The sequence below is a fragment of the Palleronia rufa genome (assembly GCF_000743715.1).
In the GTDB taxonomy this organism is placed as follows: domain Bacteria; phylum Pseudomonadota; class Alphaproteobacteria; order Rhodobacterales; family Rhodobacteraceae; genus Palleronia; species Palleronia rufa.
Genome location: NZ_JQEY01000021.1, coordinates 1 through 20,500, shown reverse-complemented (window position 1 = coordinate 20,500; position 20,500 = coordinate 1). Strand labels below are relative to the sequence as shown.

Below are 20,500 nucleotides of genomic sequence, written 5' to 3'. Positions count from 1 at the left end.
CGGCAGTCGCCTCAGGGGCAGAGAAAATCGTTGCCGATCGCGAACACCATGAGCGTCAGGATCAGCGCCAGCCCAGCCGCCATGGCCACGTTCAATGCCTTGTCCGACGGTGGGCGCCCACGCACTGCCTCATACGCGTGAAAGACCAGGTGCCCGCCATCCAGCACCGGAATCGGGAACAGGTTCATCAGCCCTACCGCCGTGGAAAGCACGGCGATGAACCACACGAAGCTCAATGCCCCGGCGCTGGCGGCCGCCCCGGAGGTCTGGGCGATGCCAACCGGACCTTGCAGGTTGCACGACGAGATCGCGCCGATCGCCATGTTGTAAAGGCCCGACAGGCTGGACCGGATCACGAACAGCGTCTGGTCCGCCCCGTACCCCAGCGCCGCCACCGGCCCCGGCGTTCGCGTCTGCGGCGTGAAGTAGAGCCCGCCGGTGACGCCGATGAGCCAGCGCGTCTCGAACCCGCCCTCCGACAGGGGCAGGTCCATCCGGCGCGGCGTCAGCGTCATGTCCAGCGTCTCGCCGTCGCCGGTCCCGGGCCGCCAGACCGTCAGGTCCAGCGCGCCGCCGTCGGACCTGCCGACGACGTCGCGCAGCTGCGAAAAGGCAAACACCTCCTGTCCGTCGATGGCAGTGATGACGTCGCCCTGCCGAAGGCCGGAGTCCGCCGCCGCCGTCTGGGGGGTCACGCTGCCCACGACCGTCGGATAGGGATAGGGGCCGGCAACCTCGGTGCGGCGGCCGTCACGCTCGATCGTGTAGTCCAGAACCGGCGTCACCGGAAGGTCGGCCATGAAGGCGGCCAGTTCAGAGACCTCGGGCACCGGACGGCCGTCGATCGCCAGCAGCCGGTCACCGGGTTCCAGCGCCGCGGCCTGCGACAGGGGCAGCGGCCGCACCTCATCCACGGTGATCGGGTCGCTGGCGACGCCGCGGACCATCATCACCGCGGCAAAGACCAGGATAGAGAGCGCGAAGTTGAACGCCGGCCCGGCCGCGACGGTCGCCGCCCGCGCCCAGAGCGGCGCGCCGGCCATCGTGGTGCGCGCCGTGGCGGGATCCAGCCCCGGGGTGTCCGCCTGCCCGACGCTGGCGGGGTTCGCGTCGCCCCGGAACTTCACGTAGCCGCCCACCGGGAAGGCCGCGACCTGCCAGCGGGTGCCGCGCCGATCCACGCGGCTGGCCACGACCGGACCCATGCCGATCGAGAAGACGTCCGCATGGATGCCCGACCAGCGGCCGACGATGTAGTGGCCGTACTCATGGATCGCGACGATGATGCTGAGCGCGGCCACGAACGCCAGAAGCGTCCACAGCAGAGAACCGAAATCGGGGATCATTCCCACAAGATCCATCGCGTATCCTTCAGCTCGTCAGGTGGGCGAGCGCGGCGTCGGCTTCTGACCGCGCGCGCGCATCGGCATCGCGCACCATATCGAGATCCGGCGCGGCGATTCCAAGGCGCTGCGACGTCATCGTGTTCAGAACCCGCTCTACCAGTTCGGCCATCTGCACGAATCCGATCCGTCCGGCGATGAAATGGTCGAGCGCGCGCTCCTTGGCGCCGTTGAAGACCGCGCCCGACAGGCCGCGCGTCTCCATCACGCCGCGCGCAAGCCTCAGAGCGGGATAGCGTGCGTCGTCCGGAGCGCGGAACGTCAGCTGCCCGATGGCCGCGAAATCCAGCCGCTCCACGGGAAGCGCGCGCCGCTCCGGCCAGTTCAGCGCAAAGCCGATGGCATGGCGCATGTCGGGCGGGCCGATATGGGCCATGAGCGCGCCATCGGCAAAGCCGACCATGGCATGGATCAGGCTTTCGGGATGGACCAGCGCGTCTATCTTGTGTGGGTCGATGCCGAAAAACTCCCGCGTTTCAATAAGCTCCAGCGCCTTGTTGAATAGAGAGGCCGAGTCGATCGTGATGCGTTGCCCCATGTCCCAGTTCGGATGGCGTGCCGCCTCACGGGGCGTCGCGCGGGCCAGGCGCTCCGCGGGCCAGTCCCGGAACGCGCCGCCGGAGGCGGTGATGATGACCCGCTCGACCGCGGCCACGTCCTCTCCGACCAGCGCCTGAAAGACGGCAGAGTGCTCACTGTCCACCGGCAGGATCCTGGCGCCATGCGCGCGTGCGGTCGCCAGCATGAGCGGCCCGGCGGTGACCAGGCTCTCCTTGTTGGCAAGCGCCAGGGTGGTGCCCTGTTTCAGCGCCTCCAGCCCCGGTTCCAGCCCCGCCGCGCCGACGATGGCCGACATGATCCAGTCCGCCGGGCGTGCCGCGGCCTCCAGCAGCGCCGCACGGCCCGCCGCTGCCTCGATTCCGCTCCCCGCCAGCGCCGCGCGCAAGTCCCCCAGCCGGTCGTCATGCGCCGTGACGGCCAGTTCCGCGCCGACCGCCCGCGCCTGCTCCGCCAGGCGCGCGACGTTGCTCCCGCCGGTCAGGGCGACCACCTCGAACGCCTCGGGCTGCCGCGCGATGAGGTCGAGCGTGTTGCACCCGATGGAGCCGGTGGCGCCGAAGACCGTGATCCGCCGCGCCATGGCTCAGCCGATCGTACCCGGCGGGAACCCGATGATCGGCGTCGCCAGCAGCAGAAACACCGACGCGCCCAGCATCCCGTCGAACCGGTCGAAGAGCCCTCCGTGCCCGGGCAGCAGGGACGAGCTGTCCTTGACCCCCGCCCGCCGCTTGACCACGGATTCGGCGATATCGCCCATCTGCCCGGCCATGGAGAGCGCGATGGAGACGGGGATGAGTTCCGGTCCCGCCGTGGTCGCGACGCTGAAGCCCAGGCCCACCAGCGCCGCCCCGCCCCAGCCGGCCAGCGTCCCGGACCAGGTCTTGTTGGGGCTGACGCGCGGCCAGAGCTTCGGCCCGCCCATCAGTCGCCCGAAGATGTAGCCGAACACGTCGGTGACGATGACCACGGAAGCCAGCCACAACATCCAGACAAATCCGTGTTCAGAACGCAGGATGTTGAGACCTAGCCCCGCCAGAACGATCAGCACGGTGAAGAGCGAATAGGTCACCCGCCGATGCCGGAGCTGCCCGATCCCCACGAAGACCGGCGCGATCAGGATCGGAAGGGCATAGGCCGCGGGCAGGATTTCGGCCACCGCAAGGGAGGCCGCCGCCGCCCCCGCCAGCGCCACGGCCGGCGCCTCCGGGTCGAGCATCCGCACCAGTTCCCAAACCATCACCCCCGCGGCGATCACGGTCAGCGCGGAAAAGACGAACCCGCCCAGCCAGACGCACACCAGGCCGACCGCGGCGACCACGGCGCCTACGCCAATTCTTTCGCCAAGGTCGCTCCAGCGGCCCTTGATCATGCGGGGACAGCACCGAACCGCCGCTCGCGTGCCGCGAACCGCCGGACCGCGTCGGCAAAGCACGCGGCATTGAAATCGGGCCAGAGGGTGTCGATGAATTCGTATTCCGCGTAGGCAGATTGCCACAGAAGAAAGTTGGAGATCCGCGCCTCTCCGCTGGTGCGGATCACCAGATCCGGATCAGGCAGCACATGCGTGTCGAGAAACCGCGCCAGCGTCGTCTCATCGACGTCCGCGGCATCAAGCCGTCCGGCGGAGACTTCCAGCGCCAGACGCTTGGTCGCGCGCCCGATCTCGTCCCGGCCGCCATAGTTCAGCGCCACGGTGACATGGATCCGGTCGTTGACCGAGGTCAGAAGCTCAAGCTCATCCATCAGCTTGACCAGCTTGGGGTCCAGTTGAACGCGGTCGCCGATGAAGCGGACACGCACGCCCTCTGCCAGAAGTTCGCGGGCCTCGGCCTGGATGTAGCGGCGGAAAAGCTTCATCAGCCCGGCCACTTCCGCCTGCGTGCGTTTCCAGTTCTCCGTCGAAAACGCGAAAATCGTCAAATATTTCACACCCAGGGAGGGACAGGCCCGCACGACTTCCTTGACCCGCTGCGCACCGGCGTGGTGACCGAAGAGCCTTGGTTTGCCCCGCGCCTGTGCCCAGCGCCCGTTGCCGTCCATGATGCAGGCGACATGTCGCGGGCCGGAGGTGATCTTGGCAGGAGCGGTCATCGCGGTCTCCGGGTCGGTTACGGTCGCGTCGTTTTGCCCTCTCGCGGGCTCAAGGTCCAGTCGTCACACAGAATCCTGACCAAATGACCCAATTCCGGCCGATTTTAGACACCCACAGCCTGGAAAGGCCCGGCGCGTTCCAGAGACATCGCCGATGGGAACGGTTCCGCGGCAAGGCGGTTCCGATGCTTCGCCCCGTCGCCGCCGCACAGAAGCGGCGAGTGCGGTCGAGTACACCGGATGCGGCCGGCGGTTGTCCCCGCGGGCCGCGATGCGGCGACAGGTATCGCCATGAAGGCCAACGGCAGCCTGCCTCCAATGCGGTGTAGGTTCGCCAATGTGTCCCCATGCAAGGACTCGCACGATCGGAACACTGCGGTGACATCGGTTTCGGCGTTGCCGTATCGGGGATGGATCCCGAACGAGCAGTCTGAGGCTGTCCACTGCGGAAGGAAATGGCAGGCAACCGTCCGACAATAGGCCCAGTATGTCCTGAAATTGGAGCGCGCCCCTCGGGGTGGACCAATTGAGCGGGTTGAATTGACCGGGAGCGGGCTTTCAGAGGCGGACAACCCATGCCGGAACGCCATTGCAATCGTCGCACCGGGATCAAGCGTCCGGTCGTTGCCGAATATCATGCCGGCGACACCCTGCATGCTCTCGGCCGCCGCCACGAGCTGTCGAGAAACCCGATCCGGATCGGGAAGGCGGAGGCCGGTGTATCGGATGAAGACGCGGCTGCGGTCGGGTTGCTCGCGGATCGTGGGGCGCGCATCGCGGCCCTTGAGCGCCGCGTCGGACGGCAGGCGCTTAAGATCGGGTTTCCAAAGCGGCGGCACGCTCCGGACCCTTGCAGAAAACGCGCCTGCGTCCATGACAACGGGCCCGTCGGCCTTTCCACTGACGGTGGAGGATCCCTCTCCGATGGACTGCGAAACCTTCGACGATGTGGCTGAGGGGGTGCCCCGCTTCATCGCTTCATACAACACCCGTCGCCCGCATTCAGCCCCGGAATATCTCGGCCCCGCCCCGTTCGAGGACCGCAGCGCCCGCGCACCAGTCAAAACCCCCGCGTGATCCCGTCCACCCCGAGGGGCGCAGTCCAAATCGGCCGCAAAACTTTCCAGATCCGCGTAAGGTGCAAGCCGGTTGCTCGCCCTAGGGGAACGCCGCGCCTTTCGCCGGAGCCGTGCCATCCATATAAGCGCGGCAAGCAAGAGTCGGGACCGGGCGGAATGGCGCATATCATCGTGGTCGGGAACGAAAAGGGCGGCTCCGGCAAGTCCACAACGTCGATGCACGTGGCCACGGCGCTTGTGCGGATGGGTCACAAGGTGGGCGCCGTGGATCTGGACCTGCGGCAACGGAGCTTCGGAAGATATATCGAGAACCGCACCGCCTATCTGCGCAAGTCCGGGCAGGATCTGCCGGTGCCGGAATACCGGCTTCTGCCCGACATCGCGCCGGAGGACGTGCCGGAGGGCGAGAACCTCCAGGACCTGCGCCTGTCCGGGGCCGTGTCGGATCTGGCGGCGCGGATGGATTTCGTGATGATCGACTGCCCGGGATCGCACACGCGTCTGAGCCAGCTGGCCCATTCGATGGCCGACACCCTTGTCACCCCGCTCAATGACAGTTTCGTGGATTTCGACCTGCTGGCCCATGTGGACGGCGAAACGAACAAGGTCCTCGGCCCGTCGGTCTATTCGGAAATGGTCTGGTCGGCCCGGCAGATGCGGATCCGGGCGGGCGTGGCGCCGATCGACTGGATCGTTGTCCGCAACCGGCTGGGCAGCCAGCACATGCACAACAAGCGCAAGGTGGGAGAGGCGTTGCAGAACCTGTCCCGGCGCATCGGTTTCCGCGTTGCCCCCGGGTTTTCGGAACGGGTGATCTTTCGCGAACTGTTCCCGCGCGGCCTGACGCTCCTCGATCTGAAGGATATCGGCGTCGGCGGGCTCAACCTGTCCAGCATCGCCGCCCGCCAGGAAGTCCGCGACCTGATCAAGGCACTCAACCTGCCCGGGGTCACGGTCTCCTTCTAACCGGCCTCAACCGCCGGCTTTCCCGGATCCCGCCCCGCCCGTCAGAGCGAGGGCTGCTTCGACGACAGGCCGATGTGGTTGCCCATCGCAACCATGTCCGACAGCAGCTTGGCCGCGTCGTCCACCGGTCCGGGGTCGTTGTGGGACGCCTCGACCGCCTTGCGCTGGCGTTCCGCAGCGGCGTCGATCATCCGGTCCAGGATCTCCTGGCTCATCTCGTCGCGGTGGTAGCTTTCCTCGGCCAGGACCGAGATCCCCTCTGCGCCGATCTGCGCGAACCCCCCGGTGACGATGTACTCCTCCGTCCCCTTCTCCCCCTCCACATGCAGCACACCGGGCCGCAGTGTGGTGATCAGCGGCGCGTGGAGCGGCATCGCGGTCAGCTCTCCCTCTGCCCCCGGAATCCTGACAGCGGTCGCCTTGTAGGACGCCACGCGGCGCTCCGGGCTGACCAGGTCGAACTGCATCGTGTCTGCCATGTCATGCGTCCTTCGGGTTCGGGATCGGGGCCACCGCCGCGGCGGCCCCGGTCAGACCTGCGCTCAGGCCTTTTCGCTCATCTTGTCGGCCTTGGCCTTCACGTCGTCGATGCCGCCGACCATGTAGAAGGCGCCCTCGGGCAGGTGATCGTATTCGCCCGCGACCACCGCCTTGAACGAAGAGATCGTCTCCTCCAGCGGCACCTGCACCCCGTCGGAGCCGGTGAACACCTTGGCCACGTCGAAGGGCTGCGACAGGAAGCGCTCGATCTTGCGGGCGCGGGACACGGCGGCCTTGTCGTCCTCTGACAGCTCGTCCATCCCGAGGATGGCGATGATGTCCTGCAGTTCCTTGTAGCGCTGCAGGATGCCCTGGACGTCGCGCGCGACCTGGTAGTGCTCCTCGCCCAGGATCTGGGGATCCATCAGCCGCGAGGTCGATCCCAGCGGGTCCACCGCCGGGTAGATCCCCTTTTCCGAGATCGCCCGGTCCAGCACCGTGGTCGCGTCGAGGTGGGCGAAGGTCGTGGCGGGCGCGGGGTCGGTGAGGTCGTCGGCCGGCACATAGACCGCCTGGATCGAGGTGATCGAGCCGCCCTTGGTCGAGGTGATCCGCTCCTGCATGGTGCCCATGTCGGTGGCCAGCGTCGGCTGGTAGCCCACGGCCGAGGGGATGCGGCCCAGCAGCGCGGAGACTTCCGAGCCGGCCTGGGTGAAGCGGAAGATGTTGTCCACGAAGAACAGCACGTCAGACCCGGACTGGTCGCGGAAATGCTCGGCCAGCGTCAGGCCGGACAGGGCCACGCGCATCCGCGCGCCCGGCGGCTCGTTCATCTGGCCGTAGACCAGCGCCACCTGGGACTCGCTGAGGTTGTCGGGCTTGATGACGTTGGATTCGACCATCTCGTGGTAGAGGTCGTTGCCCTCGCGCGTGCGCTCGCCGACGCCGGCGAACACCGAATAGCCCGAGTGCACCTTGGCGATGTTGTTGATCAGCTCCATGATCAGAACCGTCTTGCCAACGCCGGCACCGCCGAACAGGCCGATCTTGCCGCCCTTGGAATAGGGCGCCAGAAGGTCGATGACCTTGATGCCCGTGGTCAGGATCTCGGAACTGGTGGCCTGGGCCGCGAATTCGGGCGCCTGCTGGTGGATCTCGCGGTACTCGTCGGTCTCGATCGGATCGCCCTCGTCCACCGGCTGGCCGATGACGTTCATGATCCGGCCCAGGGTCGCGTTGCCCACGGGCATCCGGATGGCGCCGCCGGTGTCGGTCACGGACTGACCGCGGACCAGGCCTTCGGTGGAGTCCATGGCGATGGTGCGGACAGTGTTTTCGCCCAGGTGCTGGGCCACTTCCAGCACCAGGCGGTTGCCGTGGTTGTCGGTTTCGAGCGCGTTCAGGATCGCGGGCAGGTCGTCGTCGAACTGCACGTCGACCACGGCGCCGATGACCTGGGTCACTTTGCCTTTTGCGTCAGCCATATTGTCTCTCCGGTTCGTCCTAGAGCGCTTCGGCGCCCGAAATGATCTCGATCAGCTCGTTGGTAATCACGGCCTGGCGGGTGCGGTTGTATTCGCGGTTCAGGTCCTCGACCATGTCGTCGGCGTTGCGCGTGGCGTTGTCCATGGCGGTCATCCGCGCGCCCTGTTCGGATGCCGCGTTCTCCAGCAGCGCGGCGAAGATCTGCGTGGCCACGGCGCGCGGCAGCAGGTCGGCCAGGATCGCCTCCTCGCTGGGCTCGTATTCATAGACGGTGCCGGCGCCCTTCTGCTCTTCCTCGGAGGTCTCGAAGGTTGCCGGGATGATCTGCTGCTCTGTCGGGACTTGCGTCATCGTGTTCTCGAACTCGCCGTAATAGATGTACGACACGTCGAATTCGCCTTCGTCGAAGCGGTTGAGCACATCGCGGGCGATTTCCTGCGCGTCGCCGTATCCCACCCGTTTCACGTCGGTCATGTCCACATGGTCGATCAGCAGGTCGCCGTAGGCGCGGCGCAGGACCGCGCGGCCCTTCTTGCCCACGGTGATGATCTTGACCGTCTTGCCATCCGCCTGAAGCGACTTGATCCGTTGGATCGCGCGCTTGACGATGTTGGTGTTGAACCCGCCGCAAAGACCCTTTTCGGCCGTCATCACCACCAGCAGATACGTCTGCTCCCGCCCGGTTCCGCGCAGCAGCCGGGGCGCGCTATCGCTGTCACCCACGGATTTCGCCAGCTGGCTCATCACCGCGGCGAACTGCTCGGCGTAGGGGCGCGCATTCTCGGCGGCCTCCTGCGCGCGGCGCAGCTTGGCCGCCGCGACCATCTGCATTGCCTTGGTGATCTTCCGGGTCGACTTGACCGACGAGATCCGGTTCTTGAGGTCCTTCAGGTTCGCCATCTGGGCTAGCCCTCCTTCGGATGTCGGGTCAGTCGAAGTCGGCGGCGTAGGCGTCGAGAACCTTCTTCAGCCGGTCGGCGGCGTCACCCTTGATCTTGGGGTCCTCGTAGGTGATCCAGTCCAGCGTCTCTTTCTCCTTGCCGCGCAGGTAGGACAGCAGCCCCTCTTCGTAGCGCTTGATGTCGTCCACCGCGATATCGTCGAGGTACCCTTCGGTGCCGGCAAAGATCACGCAGACGATCTCGGCATTGGTCAGGGGCGAGTATTGCGGCTGCTTCATGAGCTCGGTCAGGCGCTTGCCGCGGTTCAGCTGCCTCTGGGTCGCCGCGTCCAGATCGGATCCGAACTGCGCGAATGCCGCCATCTCACGGTATTGCGCCAGTTCCAGCTTCACCGGTCCGGCCACCGATTTCATCGAGTTGGTCTGCGCCGACGAACCCACCCGCGACACCGACAGGCCGGTGTTCACCGCCGGGCGGACGCCCTGGTAGAACAGGTCCGTCTCAAGGAAGATCTGCCCGTCGGTGATCGAGATCACGTTGGTCGGGATGAAGGCCGACACGTCGCCGCCCTGCGTCTCGATGATCGGCAGCGCGGTCAGGGATCCCCCGCCGTAGTCGTCGCCCATCTTGGCCGAACGCTCCAGCAGGCGCGAGTGCAGGTAGAACACGTCGCCCGGATAGGCCTCGCGCCCCGGCGGGCGGCGCAGCAGCAGCGACATCTGGCGATAGGCCACGGCCTGTTTGCTGAGGTCGTCGTAGATGATCAGGGCGTGGCGGCCGTTGTCGCGGTAGTACTCCGCCATCGCGGTCGCGCAATAGGGCGCCAGGTACTGCATCGGCGCGGGTTCGGAGGCGGTGGCCGACACGATGGTCGTATAGGCGCTGGCACCGCTCTCGTCGAGCTTCTTGACCAGCTGTGCCACGGTCGAGCGCTTCTGGCCGATCGCCACGTAGATGCAGTAGAGCTTCTTGGACTCGTCGTCCCCGGCCTCGTCGTTGTAGCTCTTCTGATTCAGGATCGTGTCCAGCGCCACGGCGGTCTTGCCGGTCTGGCGGTCGCCGATGATCAACTCCCGCTGGCCGCGGCCGATGGGAATCATGGCGTCGATGGCCTTCAGCCCCGTCGCCATCGGCTCATGCACGGATTTTCGCGGCATGATCCCCGGCGCCTTCACGTCCGCCACGCGGCGTTCGGCGGCCTCGATGTCGCCCTTGCCGTCGATCGGGTTGCCCAGACCGTCCACGACCCGGCCCAGCATCGCGTCGCCCACCGGCACGTCCACGATCGAATTCGTGCGCTTGACCGTGTCGCCTTCCTTGATGTCGCGGTCGGTGCCGAAGATCACGACGCCGACGTTGTCGCTTTCAAGGTTCAGCGCCATGCCCATGATGCCGCCCGGGAACTGGACCATCTCACCGGCCTGGACGTTGTCCAGGCCATAGACGCGGGCGATCCCGTCGCCGACGGACAGCACCCGGCCGACTTCCGCGACCTCGGCCTCCTGGCCGAAATTCTTGATCTGATCCTTGAGGATCGAGGAAATTTCGGAAGCTTGGATGCCCATTATCCGACCTCTTTCATGCTGTTCTGGAGGGAGTCGAGCCGGGAGCGGATCGACGTGTCGATCATCTTCGAGCCGACCTTGACGACGAGACCGCCGATCAGGCTCTCATCGACGGAAAGGTTGATGTTGACGTCGCGGCCCACGGCCTCTTTCAGCGCCTGGGACAACTGGTCGCGCTGCGCGTCGCTGAGTTCGCTGGCCGACGTCACCTCGGCGGTCACCTCGCCGCGCTCGCGGGCGATCATCTCGCGCAGTTGGCGGGCCAGGTCGCGCAGCACGAAGAGCCGGCGCTTGGACGCCATCAGCCGCAGGGTGTTCGCGGTGATGTCGTGCAGCCCCATCCTGTCGGCCAGCGCGCCGATGGCGGCCTGCTGCTGGTCGCGCGGATAGACCGGCGAATGGACCAGGTCGCGGAACGCCTCGCTCTCGGACAGGGCCGCGGTCAGCGTGTCGGCGTCATCGGCGATCTTGTCGAGAGACCCGTCCTCCCGGGCGAGTTCGAAGATGGCGGTGGCATAGCGCTCGGCGATGCCGGAAGAGATCGAGGCCGGTTCGGACACGTCCACCCTTTCGATGTTGCTCGCACCCCGAACCCGCGTCCGATTGGGCGCGAGGAACAGGGTACCGGGTTTTTTCGAGGCCCAGAGAGCCCCTCCGTCGAAATCGCGCCCGATCTAGCAGAGGGTTCCCGGGGCCGCAACAGGGTTCGGATGCGCGTACCGCACCGCCGCATCGCCGCGCGGCGCATCCAGGCTCAGGCGCCGCTCGCCGCAGGCTGCGACACCGGTCCGAGCACCCGCAGCGGCCGGCGGCGCCGCGCGCCCAGCCCGCCATAGCGGGCCGGCACCTGCTTGGTCGCCTCGACCATCAGCACGCCGCCGGCGAACCGTCCGGTGATCGACTGTCCCCAGCTTTCCACCAGCCGGCCCGTCTTCATCCAGAACGCCCGCTCCGACACCGGCTGATAGAGCACCGCGGCATGGCCCTGCGGCTTGAAGTCGTGTTCCCTGAGCAGCACCTCAAGCTGGGTCACGCTGTACGGACGGCCGAATCCGAAGGGCGTCTTGTCGTTGCGGGCCCACAGACCGGCCCGGTTCGGGACGACGAAGAGCGCGCGGCCCCCCGGCGCCAGCACCCGGTAGGCCTCCTGCAGCAGCCGTCCCGGCGTCTCGGAGGTTTCGAGCGCGTGCAGAAGCAGCAGCCGGTCCGCATGCTCCGTCTGCACGGGCCAGAGCGTTTCCTCGCACAGGACCGATACGTTGTTGCGATCCGCAGGCCAGGGCATGACCCCCTGCGCGCCGGGCATCAGCGCGATGGTCCGCTCCGCGGGGTCGAGGAACGGGCGCAGCAGCGGCACGGGAAAGCCCATGCCCACCACGGTCTCGCCCGTCACATCGGGCCAGAACCGCCGCACACGCTCGCGCATCGCCCGCTGCGCCACCCGCCCCAGCGCCGTGCGGTAGTAGAACGTCCGCAGTTCCTGGACGTCGAGATGCATTGCCGCGGCCTCCGCTCGCCTTAGGGTGTGCCTGACCCGAACCTTATCCGATCAGAGAGCCAAGCCAATGAACAACCCGTCCCCCGCGCCGGACTCCGCGCCGGAAATCGTCACCGTCGCCTGCCGGACCGACAACTACGCCTTCCTGGTCCGCGCCGGCGGAAAGACCGCGCTGGTGGACGCGCCTGAGGCCGCGCCGGTCCTGGCGGCCCTGGACGACCGCGGCTGGGCACTGGACGAGGTCTGGATCACCCACCACCACGCCGACCATGTGGAGGGGCTGGCCGGCCTCAGGGACCGCTTCCCCGATGCAACGGTCACCGGCGGCGCCCGCGACGCGCACCGCCTGCCGCCCCTGGACCGGGAGGTTTCGGACGGCGACAGCTTTCAGTTCGCCGGCCACGCGGTCCATGTCCTCGACGTGTCGGGCCACACGGTCGGCCATATCGCGTTCCACCTGCCCGACGCCGCCGCCGTCTTCACCGCCGACAGCCTCATGGCGCTGGGCTGCGGGCGGCTATTCGAGGGGACCCCCGCGATGATGTGGGACTCCCTGTCGCGGCTCGCCGCACTGCCCGACGACACGATCGTGTATTCCGGCCACGAGTATACGGAGACGAACGCCCGCTTCGCCCTGACCGTCGAGCCTGCAAACGACGCGCTCTCACGCCGCGCGAAGGAGGTGGAATCGGCCCGCAAGGACGGTCGTGCCACCGTTCCATCCAGCCTTGCCGAAGAGAAAGCCACCAACCCCTTCCTCCGCGCAGGCTTGCGGCAGGTCAAAGAGGCCATATCTATGACCCAGGCCGACGACGTTTCCGTTTTTGCCGAGATCAGATCGCGCAAGGATTCGTTCTGATGACCGTTCCGGATGGGGCGAAAAATTCATCGACCCGATGGCGCATGGCGATCACTCACGACAATTGTGTTCAACCGCGTCCAAAAATTGCTTGAAGACTGGGCCACAACAACCAGACTTTAACACCATGAGGCCACGGTGGAGAGAGCGTCCCGCGCATCCCGCCAGAGAGATAAGGAGCACGCCTGTGCCGTCGTTTTCCACTACGCTCGAGCAAGCCATCCATCAGGCCCTGGCGCTGGCCAACACCCGTCGCCATGAGCTTGCGACGCTGGAACATCTGCTCCTTGCCCTCACGGACGAACCCGACGCCGCCAAGGTGATGAAGGCATGTTCGGTCGATCTGGAAGAGCTCAAGCAGACCCTGGTCGATTTCATCGACGACGACCTGTCGACCCTGGTGACGGAGGTCGAGGGCAACGAGGCGGTGCCGACCGCCGCGTTCCAGCGCGTCATCCAGCGCGCCGCGATCCACGTCCAGTCCTCCGGCCGGACGGAAGTGACCGGCGCCAACGTCCTGGTCGCCATCTTCGCGGAGCGCGAGTCGAACGCCGCCTATTTCCTGCAGGAGCAGGACATGACCCGCTACGACGCGGTCAATTTCATCGCCCATGGCGTCGCCAAGGACCCCTCCCACGCCGAGAACCGATCGGTCACCGGCGCGCCGGAGGAAGAGATGGACTCCACCCAGGTCGAAGAGGGAGAGGCCAAGGACTCCGCCCTTGCCAAATATTGCGTGGACCTGAACGCCAAGAGCCAGAAGGGGGATGTCGATCCGCTGATCGGGCGCGAGCATGAGGTCGAACGCTGCATCCAGGTCCTGTGCCGCCGTCGCAAGAACAACCCGCTTCTGGTGGGCGACCCCGGCGTCGGCAAGACTGCCATCGCGGAAGGCCTGGCCAAGAAGATCGTCGAGGGCGAGACGCCGGAGGTCCTTGCCGGCACCACGATCTATTCGCTCGACATGGGCGCGCTTCTGGCCGGCACCCGCTATCGCGGCGATTTCGAGGAACGGCTCAAGGCCGTGATGTCAGAGATGGAAGAGCATGACGACGCGGTGCTGTTCATCGACGAAATCCACACCGTGATCGGCGCCGGCGCAACCTCCGGCGGCGCGATGGATGCCTCCAACCTGCTCAAGCCCGCGCTCCAGGGCGGCAAGCTGCGCTGCATGGGAAGCACCACCTACAAGGAGTTCCGCCAGCACTTCGAAAAGGATCGCGCCCTGTCGCGCCGGTTCCAGAAGATCGACGTGAACGAGCCTTCGGTCGAGGACAGCGTCAAGATCCTCCAGGGTCTCAAGCCCTATTTCGAGGATCACCACGATATCCGCTACACCCATGACGCGATCCGCACCGCGGTGGAGCTGTCGGCGCGCTACATCAACGACCGCAAGCTGCCGGACAAGGCGATCGACGTCATCGACGAGGCCGGGGCGGCCCAGCATCTCGTGTCGGAATCCAAGCGGCGCAAGACCATCGGGACCAAGGAGATCGAGACCGTCGTGGCCAAGATCGCCCGGATCCCGCCCAAGAACGTCTCCAAGGACGACGCGGCGGTGCTCAAGGACCTCGACGGCACGCTCAAGCGCGTCGTGTTCGGTCAGGACCAGGCGATCGAGGCGCTCTCGGCCGCGATCAAGCTGGCGCGCGCCGGCTTGCGCGAACCGGAAAAGCCCATCGGCAACTATCTGTTCGCCGGACCCACCGGCGTCGGCAAGACCGAGGTCGCCAAGCAGCTGGCCGATACGCTGGGCGTGGAACTTTTGCGCTTCGACATGTCGGAATACATGGAAAAGCACGCGGTCAGCCGGCTGATCGGCGCGCCTCCCGGCTATGTGGGGTTCGACCAGGGCGGAATGCTCACCGACGGCGTGGACCAGCATCCCCATTGCGTGCTGCTGCTCGACGAGATCGAGAAGGCGCATCCGGACGTGTTCAACATCCTGCTGCAGGTGATGGACCACGGGAAGCTGACCGACCATAACGGCCGGGCGGTGGATTTCCGCAACGTGATCCTGATCATGACCTCCAACGCGGGCGCCTCCGACATGGCCAAGGAGGCCATCGGCTTCGGCCGCGACAAGCGCGAGGGTGAGGATACCGCCGCCATCGAGCGCACCTTCACGCCTGAGTTCCGCAACCGGCTGGATGCGGTGATTTCCTTCGGCGGGCTGCCCAAGGACGTCATCATGAAGGTGGTCGAAAAGTTCGTCCTGCAGCTCGAGGCGCAGCTGATGGACCGCAACGTGTCGATCGAGCTGACGCAGCCCGCCGCGGAATGGCTGGCGGACAAGGGCTATGACGACAAGATGGGGGCCCGCCCGCTCGGCCGGGTCATTCAGGAGTACATCAAGAAACCGCTGGCAGAGGAGTTGCTGTTCGGCAAGCTCGCCAAGGGCGGCGTGGTCCTGGTCGGCGTGAAGGACGGTAAGATCGACCTGCGCATCGACCCGCCCGAAACGCGGCGCCTGAGTTCCAAGAAGCCGCCTCTTCTCACCGCGGAGTGAGTCTCCGCCGCCGGGCCCGGGGCCCGGCGGCGACCACGGCAAACCGCCCGTCTTCGGCGCTCCAAGGTTGGGCGGAACTGAACGCCCTGCCAGATGGAATCGCCGTCAGGGTTTCTTCCACCCTCCCGGCACATTGCGGTGTTCTCGTCGCCGGTACGGCGGGTCGGTCCACCGTCTTCGGCTCTCCACGGTCGGGCGGCACCGAACGCCTTGCCGGATGGGATCGCCGTCAGAGTTTCTTCCGCCCTCCTGGCACATTGCGGTGTTCTCGTCGCCGGTACGGCGGGTCGGTTCCATCGGCAGGCGCGCTCCATATCGATTCTTTCGGGCTCACCATCGCGCGATGGATGCCACCCGAACCCGGCCAGACAGCCTGCGCCGGTTTTCGGTTGCGGCGGATGTGCCTGTGCCCGTCGCCGGATCCGTTTTGCCGGACCGGTGCTGTTCCACCGAAACACGCCGATCGCAGCAGGCGGGCGACCCGGATAGACGCCCGCTCCGCCGCTTGCTAGATCGGTCGGAACGACAGGAGCCCCCATGCCGGTCATTGCCGAAATCGCGGATCTGAAGCGCCTCTACCGTAATCGCGTGCCGCGGATGTTCTACGACTACTGCGAAAGCGGATCCTGGACCGAGCAGACGTTCCGCGACAACAGCGACGACTTCGACCTGATCCGGCTGCGCCAGCGGGTGGCCGTGGACATGGAGGACCGCTCCACCCGGACCACCATGGTCGGCCAGGACGTGGCGATGCCGGTGGCGCTGGCCCCGGTGGGGATGACCGGGATGCAACATGCCGACGGAGAGATCCTGGCCGCCCGCGCGGCGGAAAGGTTCGGCGTGCCCTACACGCTGTCCACCATGTCGATCTGCTCGATCGAGGACGTGGCCGCGGCCACCGACAGGCCGTTCTGGTTCCAGCTCTACGTCATGCGCGACCAGGCGTTCCTGGAGGCGATCGTCGAAAGGGCGCGCGCGGCGGGCTGTTCGGCGCTGGTGCTGACGCTGGATCTGCAAATTCTGGGACAGCGCCATCGCGACCTCAAGAACGGGCTCTCTGCCCCTCCGAAACTGTCACCCGCCACGGTCGCGGACCTGTCGTGGCGATGGCGCTGGGGTCTGGGGATGCTGCGCACCCGGCGCCGCGGGTTCGGCAACATCGTCGGCCATGCCAAGGGCGTCGGCGACGCTTCGTCTCTGCTGGCCTGGACCGCCGAACAGTTCGACCCCCGGCTCGACTGGGAGAAAGTTCGACAGATCAAGGAGATGTGGGGCGGGACGCTGATCCTGAAAGGGATCCTCGATGCCGAGGACGCGCGCCGGGCCGCGGATCTCGGCTGCGATGCGATCGTGGTGTCGAACCACGGCGGGCGGCAGCTCGACGGTGCGCTGTCGTCGATCCGGGTCCTGCCGGAGATCGTCGCCGCGGTGGGCGACCGGGTCGAGATCCACGTGGACGGCGGCATCCGCTCGGGGCAGGACGTGCTCAAGGCCGTCGCGATGGGCGCCAAGGGCACCTATATCGGGCGCGCCTATATCTATGGGCTGGGCGCGATGGGAGAGGCCGGCGTGACCCGCGCGCTGGAGATCGTCCACCGGGAGCTCGACATCACCATGGCGCTGTGCGGTCGCCGCCGGATAGAGGATCTGGGGCCGGAGATCCTGCTGGTCGGGCCGGAATTCGGCCGCTATCGCCCCTATGCGTGACCGGCCCTTGCGACCCGGACCGCACCGGCCAGAATCGCCCGAACCCGACGAAGGACTTTCCATGGACAGCACCCAAGGCGCAGGGGTCACCGATGCCGACCTGTTCGAGATGCGTTGGGCCCGGGCCGAAACGGATCTGATGACTCCGCTCATGCGGCTCTACGGCGGGGTCATCGAGGCTGCCGTCCTGCGCGACCGGCTCCGCGCCCTTCTGGCGCGGAAATGGGCGGAGCGGCCGGCGGATCTGCGGCGGCTCGACCTGGCACGCGATCTCGATCCCTCCTGGTTCCTCAGCCAGAAGATGGCCGGCTACGTGTTCTATGTGGACCGCTTCGCCGGCTCCATGGCCGGCGTCAGTGCGCGCATCCCGTATCTCACCGACCTCGGGATCACCTACGCCCATTTCATGCCCTGCCTGAAGCCGCGTCCCGGCGACTCCGATGGCGGATATGCGGTGATGGATTACGGACAGATCGACCCGCGCCTGGGCACGATGGACGATTTCCGCGACGTCACTGCGCAGATGCGCGCCGCCGAAATCAGCCCCTGCATCGACATGGTGCTGAACCATACCGCACGCGAACACGCCTGGGCGGAAAAGGCGCGGGCCGGCGATCCCGTCTATCGCGACTTCTACCTGATCTTCGAGGATGAGACGCTTCCCCGTGCCTACGAACGCTTTCTGCTGGACGTGTTTCCGACTCAGGCCCCGGGCAATTTCACCTGGGACGCCGACATGCAGTCCTGGGTCTGGACGACCTTCAATACATTCCAGTGGGACCTGAACTGGGCGAATCCAGAGGTGTTTCTGGCGATCCTCGGGGTCATTCTGGACCTGGCCAACGCGGGCGCAGAGGTTCTGCGACTGGATGCCGTGGCCTTCATGTGGAAGCGCATGGGCACCCAGTGCCAGAACGAGCCGGAGGTCCACGACATCCTGCAAGCCATCAACCAGTCCGCGTCGGTCGCGGCACCGGCCACGATCTTCAAGGCAGAGGCCATCGTCGGTCCGCATCAGCTTGTGCCCTATCTGGGCGCGGGACGGCATACCGGAAAGGTGTCGAACCTGGCCTATCACAACTCGCTGATGGTGCAGTTCTGGTCAGCCCTGGCGTCGGGCCGGACGCATCTGATGTCCGACACCCTGGCCCGGCATTTCCCCGACCGGTTCCAGGACGCGCAATGGGCGACCTACATTCGCTGTCATGACGACATCGGCTGGGCAATCACCGAAGAGGACGCTGAGGCGGCGGGCGTCACCGGCCCCGGACACCGGACATTCCTCAGCGATTTCTTCGCCGGCCGGTTCGAGGGCAGCTTCGCACGCGGTGCCGATTTCCAGGTCAACCCGGACACCGGCGACGCGCGCACGAACGGGTCGTTCGCGTCTCTGGCCGGGCTTGAAGCGGCGCTGGAGGCCCGCGACCCGGTCCTGATCGACATGGCCGAGCAGCGAATCCTGCTGGGTCATGCGCTGATTGCAGGCTTCGGGGGGCTGCCGCTCATCTACATGGGCGACGAGTTGGGGCTGGTCAACGATCCCAGCTATCTGGACGATCCGGACCTTGCCGGGGACGGGCGCTGGATGCACCGGCCCCGGATGGACTGGGAGGCTGCGGAGAGGGCCGCGACGGCAGAGACGCCAGCGGGCCGGATCCTGCGCGGCACACGCCATATCCTGTCGGTGCGCGCCGCGACCCCCGCGCTCAGGGGCGATGTGCCGTCCCGGATCCTGCGAACCGGACACGACCGGCTCTTCTGTGTGCTGCGCCCGGGGCTGGAGGGTACGCTGACCATGGTCTGCAACATGACGGCCCATCTCCAGCAGATCGAGGCGCACCGGCTCGACATGGACGCGCGCGACCTACCCGTGGATCTGTTGACGGGCCACCAGCCCGTGACAGAGGCCGATCGCATCGTCCTGCCGCCCTATGCCCCGCTCTGGCTGCACCGGCCGGTCTGGTAGGGTCAGCCGCAATCCAGCGCCCGTGCCACCGCGCCCGGTCCGTTCGGTCCCAGGTCGCGCAACACCGGACCCGGCATCCTTACGGCGACCACACGCGTCCAGTCGGCCGACAGCAGCACCAGTTCCGGCCCGGCGCCGCAGTCGCGCACGCCGCCCGAGATCTGCGGGTCGCCGATGCGGTGATTGGTCACGCCATCCAGCGCGGCGATCTCGCGCAGCGCCGCGCCCTCCAGCCGCCAGATCCGCAGGCGCCTGACCAGATGCGGCCGATCGACATAGGCGATCTCGACCCGGCCATCGCCATCGAGATCCGCCGCGCCGGCGGGGGCGAGCCAGCGGTTGGGACGGCCGATGAAGGGTGTCGCGGCGATCAGACCGCGCGGCCCGTAGATCGACAGCCGCGCGCCAAGGGCCAGGTCGGTCTCGACCGTGATGACCTCCGCCTCGCCGTCGCCGTCCACATCCGCCAGCCTTGGGGCGGTGTCCTCGAAGACGCGGGTCTGCGGAAGGCGGATCGACAGCTGTCGCCCCGATCGCTCGCGCAGCGTCAGCGTCCCCCATTCCACCGCATCGCCAAGAACGCCGTGACCGTAGCGCGTGGTCGGATCGGCATAGTCCGCGGCGACCACCCCCGCCCCGGCAGGCAGGGCCAGCGCCAGCCAAATGGCCGCCGCCAGCCGCAGCATCAGATCTGCTTTTCGGGCATCTGCACCACCAGGCCGTCCAGCGCGTCCGTCACTTTCAGCTGGCAGGTCAGGCGGGACCGGGTGGCGTCCGGCTCATAGGCGAAGTCGAGCATGTCCTCTTCCATCTCCTCGCGCGCCGGAAGCTTCTCGACCCAGTCCTCGGCCACATAGACGTGGCACGTAGAGCACGCGCAGGCGCCGCCGCAATCGGCCTCGATCCCGGGTATGCCGTTGTCGCGCGCGCCTTCCATGACGGTCAGCCCGTTGGGCACGTCCACCACATGTTCAGTGCCGCCATGTTCGATGTAGGTGATCTTGGCCATCTGACGTTCCTCTGTCGTCTCCGCGCCTTAGCTAGGGCCTATCCTCCGGGGATGCCAGCGGGATTGGCCGGACCGCGGCGACATTTCGTCCACGGTTCCGGCCCTATCTCTAGAGCATGATGAGATTAGCTTGAAGCGTATCCAGTATTGGCGAGGTAGTTCGCGCACTCCTGTGGGCTGAAGCGGTCGAGCAGTGTCCCGATCCTGCGCCACGTTGCCTCCATTGTGCGCTCGGCTGCGTTGCGGAGCATGTGTTTGAGCTTCGAGAAGACCTGTTCAATCGGGTTCAGGTCGGGGCTGTAGGGCGGCAGAAAAAGTAGATGCGCTTTCGCGTTACGGATCGCCTGCCGCACGGCTTGCCCTTTGTGGCTGCCCAGATTGTCCATAACCACCACATCGCCCGGGCGCAGGGTCTGTCTC

General features: G+C 66.7%; 19 protein-coding genes. 6 read left to right on the top strand and 13 right to left on the bottom strand.

What is annotated here, in order from left to right:
• Positions 1–11 precede the first annotated feature (11 nt).
• Genes rseP through uppS form a run of 4 tightly spaced genes read right to left on the bottom strand, consistent with a single transcriptional unit; the run spans position 12 to position 4,055 of the window.
• Positions 12–1,361: an RIP metalloprotease RseP gene (rseP, locus tag KW83_RS17375; RefSeq protein WP_036181494.1), complete on the bottom strand. Its 1,350-nt coding sequence runs from the start codon at positions 1,359–1,361 to the stop codon at positions 12–14.
• Between the two features lie 10 nt (positions 1,362–1,371).
• Entirely contained in the window at positions 1,372–2,544 is a 1,173-nt protein-coding gene (gene dxr, locus KW83_RS17370) for a 1-deoxy-D-xylulose-5-phosphate reductoisomerase (protein ID WP_036181493.1), read from the bottom strand.
• A gap of 3 nt (positions 2,545–2,547) precedes the next feature.
• Positions 2,548–3,333 (bottom strand): phosphatidate cytidylyltransferase, encoded by a 786-nt coding sequence (locus KW83_RS17365; RefSeq protein WP_036181492.1) that lies wholly within the window; start codon positions 3,331–3,333, stop codon positions 2,548–2,550.
• A complete protein-coding gene (gene uppS, locus KW83_RS17360; RefSeq protein WP_036181491.1) occupies positions 3,330–4,055 on the bottom strand; it encodes a polyprenyl diphosphate synthase in 726 nt (241 codons plus the stop codon). The genes KW83_RS17365 and uppS overlap by 4 nt, the downstream gene beginning before the upstream one ends.
• A 924-nt stretch (positions 4,056–4,979) precedes the next feature.
• On the opposite strand from uppS, the gene KW83_RS21040 reads away from it, so the two are divergent.
• Both KW83_RS21040 and KW83_RS17350 read left to right on the top strand, forming a co-directional pair.
• Positions 4,980–5,132, top strand: a complete 153-nt coding sequence (locus KW83_RS21040; protein ID WP_161785524.1) for a transposase — start codon at positions 4,980–4,982, stop codon at positions 5,130–5,132.
• Between the two features lie 158 nt (positions 5,133–5,290).
• On the top strand, positions 5,291–6,100 hold the full coding sequence (locus tag KW83_RS17350; protein ID WP_036181487.1) for a division plane positioning ATPase MipZ: 810 nt from the start codon (positions 5,291–5,293) through the stop codon (positions 6,098–6,100).
• A 41-nt stretch (positions 6,101–6,141) separates the two neighbouring features.
• On the opposite strand, the gene KW83_RS17345 is transcribed toward KW83_RS17350, so the two are convergent.
• The 6 genes from KW83_RS17345 to KW83_RS17320 all read right to left on the bottom strand — a co-directional run bounded on the left by KW83_RS17345 (position 6,142) and on the right by KW83_RS17320 (position 12,030).
• The gene (locus tag KW83_RS17345) at positions 6,142–6,579 is read right to left on the bottom strand and encodes a F0F1 ATP synthase subunit epsilon (protein ID WP_036181479.1); all 438 of its coding nucleotides are present in this window, start codon (positions 6,577–6,579) and stop codon (positions 6,142–6,144) included.
• A gap of 63 nt (positions 6,580–6,642) precedes the next feature.
• Complete coding sequence (atpD, locus tag KW83_RS17340; protein WP_036181477.1) at positions 6,643–8,064, bottom strand: F0F1 ATP synthase subunit beta; 1,422 nt, start codon at positions 8,062–8,064, stop codon at positions 6,643–6,645.
• A 19-nt stretch (positions 8,065–8,083) separates the two neighbouring features.
• The gene (locus KW83_RS17335; RefSeq protein ID WP_036181472.1) at positions 8,084–8,965 is read right to left on the bottom strand and encodes a F0F1 ATP synthase subunit gamma; all 882 of its coding nucleotides are present in this window, start codon (positions 8,963–8,965) and stop codon (positions 8,084–8,086) included.
• Between the two features lie 28 nt (positions 8,966–8,993).
• Positions 8,994–10,532, bottom strand: coding sequence for a F0F1 ATP synthase subunit alpha (atpA, locus tag KW83_RS17330; RefSeq protein WP_036181469.1), 1,539 nt, complete (start codon positions 10,530–10,532; stop codon positions 8,994–8,996).
• Positions 10,532–11,098: a F0F1 ATP synthase subunit delta gene (locus KW83_RS17325; protein WP_081904680.1), complete on the bottom strand. Its 567-nt coding sequence runs from the start codon at positions 11,096–11,098 to the stop codon at positions 10,532–10,534. The genes atpA and KW83_RS17325 overlap by 1 nt, the downstream gene beginning before the upstream one ends.
• A gap of 188 nt (positions 11,099–11,286) precedes the next feature.
• Positions 11,287–12,030 (bottom strand): methyltransferase domain-containing protein, encoded by a 744-nt coding sequence (locus tag KW83_RS17320; protein ID WP_036181466.1) that lies wholly within the window; start codon positions 12,028–12,030, stop codon positions 11,287–11,289.
• Positions 12,031–12,097: 67 nt separating this feature from the next.
• Here KW83_RS17320 and gloB point away from each other — a divergent pair, with 67 nt between their 5' ends.
• From gloB to KW83_RS17300, 4 genes are all read left to right on the top strand, one after another.
• Positions 12,098–12,889, top strand: a complete 792-nt coding sequence (gene gloB, locus KW83_RS17315; protein WP_036181465.1) for a hydroxyacylglutathione hydrolase — start codon at positions 12,098–12,100, stop codon at positions 12,887–12,889.
• A gap of 187 nt (positions 12,890–13,076) precedes the next feature.
• Positions 13,077–15,398, top strand: a complete 2,322-nt coding sequence (gene clpA, locus KW83_RS17310) for an ATP-dependent Clp protease ATP-binding subunit ClpA (RefSeq protein WP_036181464.1) — start codon at positions 13,077–13,079, stop codon at positions 15,396–15,398.
• Positions 15,399–15,935: 537 nt separating this feature from the next.
• On the top strand, positions 15,936–17,105 hold the full coding sequence (locus KW83_RS17305) for an alpha-hydroxy acid oxidase (RefSeq protein ID WP_036181463.1): 1,170 nt from the start codon (positions 15,936–15,938) through the stop codon (positions 17,103–17,105).
• 61 nt (positions 17,106–17,166) lie between these two features.
• Entirely contained in the window at positions 17,167–19,071 is a 1,905-nt protein-coding gene (locus tag KW83_RS17300) for an alpha-amylase family protein (protein ID WP_036181461.1), read from the top strand.
• Between the two features lie 2 nt (positions 19,072–19,073).
• Here the strand turns inward: KW83_RS17300 and KW83_RS17295 are convergent, their stop codons facing one another.
• From KW83_RS17295 to KW83_RS17285, 3 genes are all read right to left on the bottom strand, one after another.
• On the bottom strand, positions 19,074–19,757 hold the full coding sequence (locus KW83_RS17295) for an FG-GAP repeat domain-containing protein (protein WP_036181458.1): 684 nt from the start codon (positions 19,755–19,757) through the stop codon (positions 19,074–19,076).
• Positions 19,757–20,080 (bottom strand): 2Fe-2S iron-sulfur cluster-binding protein, encoded by a 324-nt coding sequence (locus tag KW83_RS17290; RefSeq protein ID WP_036181457.1) that lies wholly within the window; start codon positions 20,078–20,080, stop codon positions 19,757–19,759. Before KW83_RS17290 ends, KW83_RS17295 begins: the two co-directional genes overlap by 1 nt.
• A 125-nt stretch (positions 20,081–20,205) precedes the next feature.
• On the bottom strand, positions 20,206–20,500 hold a 295-nt coding region (locus KW83_RS17285), incomplete at its 5' end, for an IS630 family transposase (protein WP_036181455.1).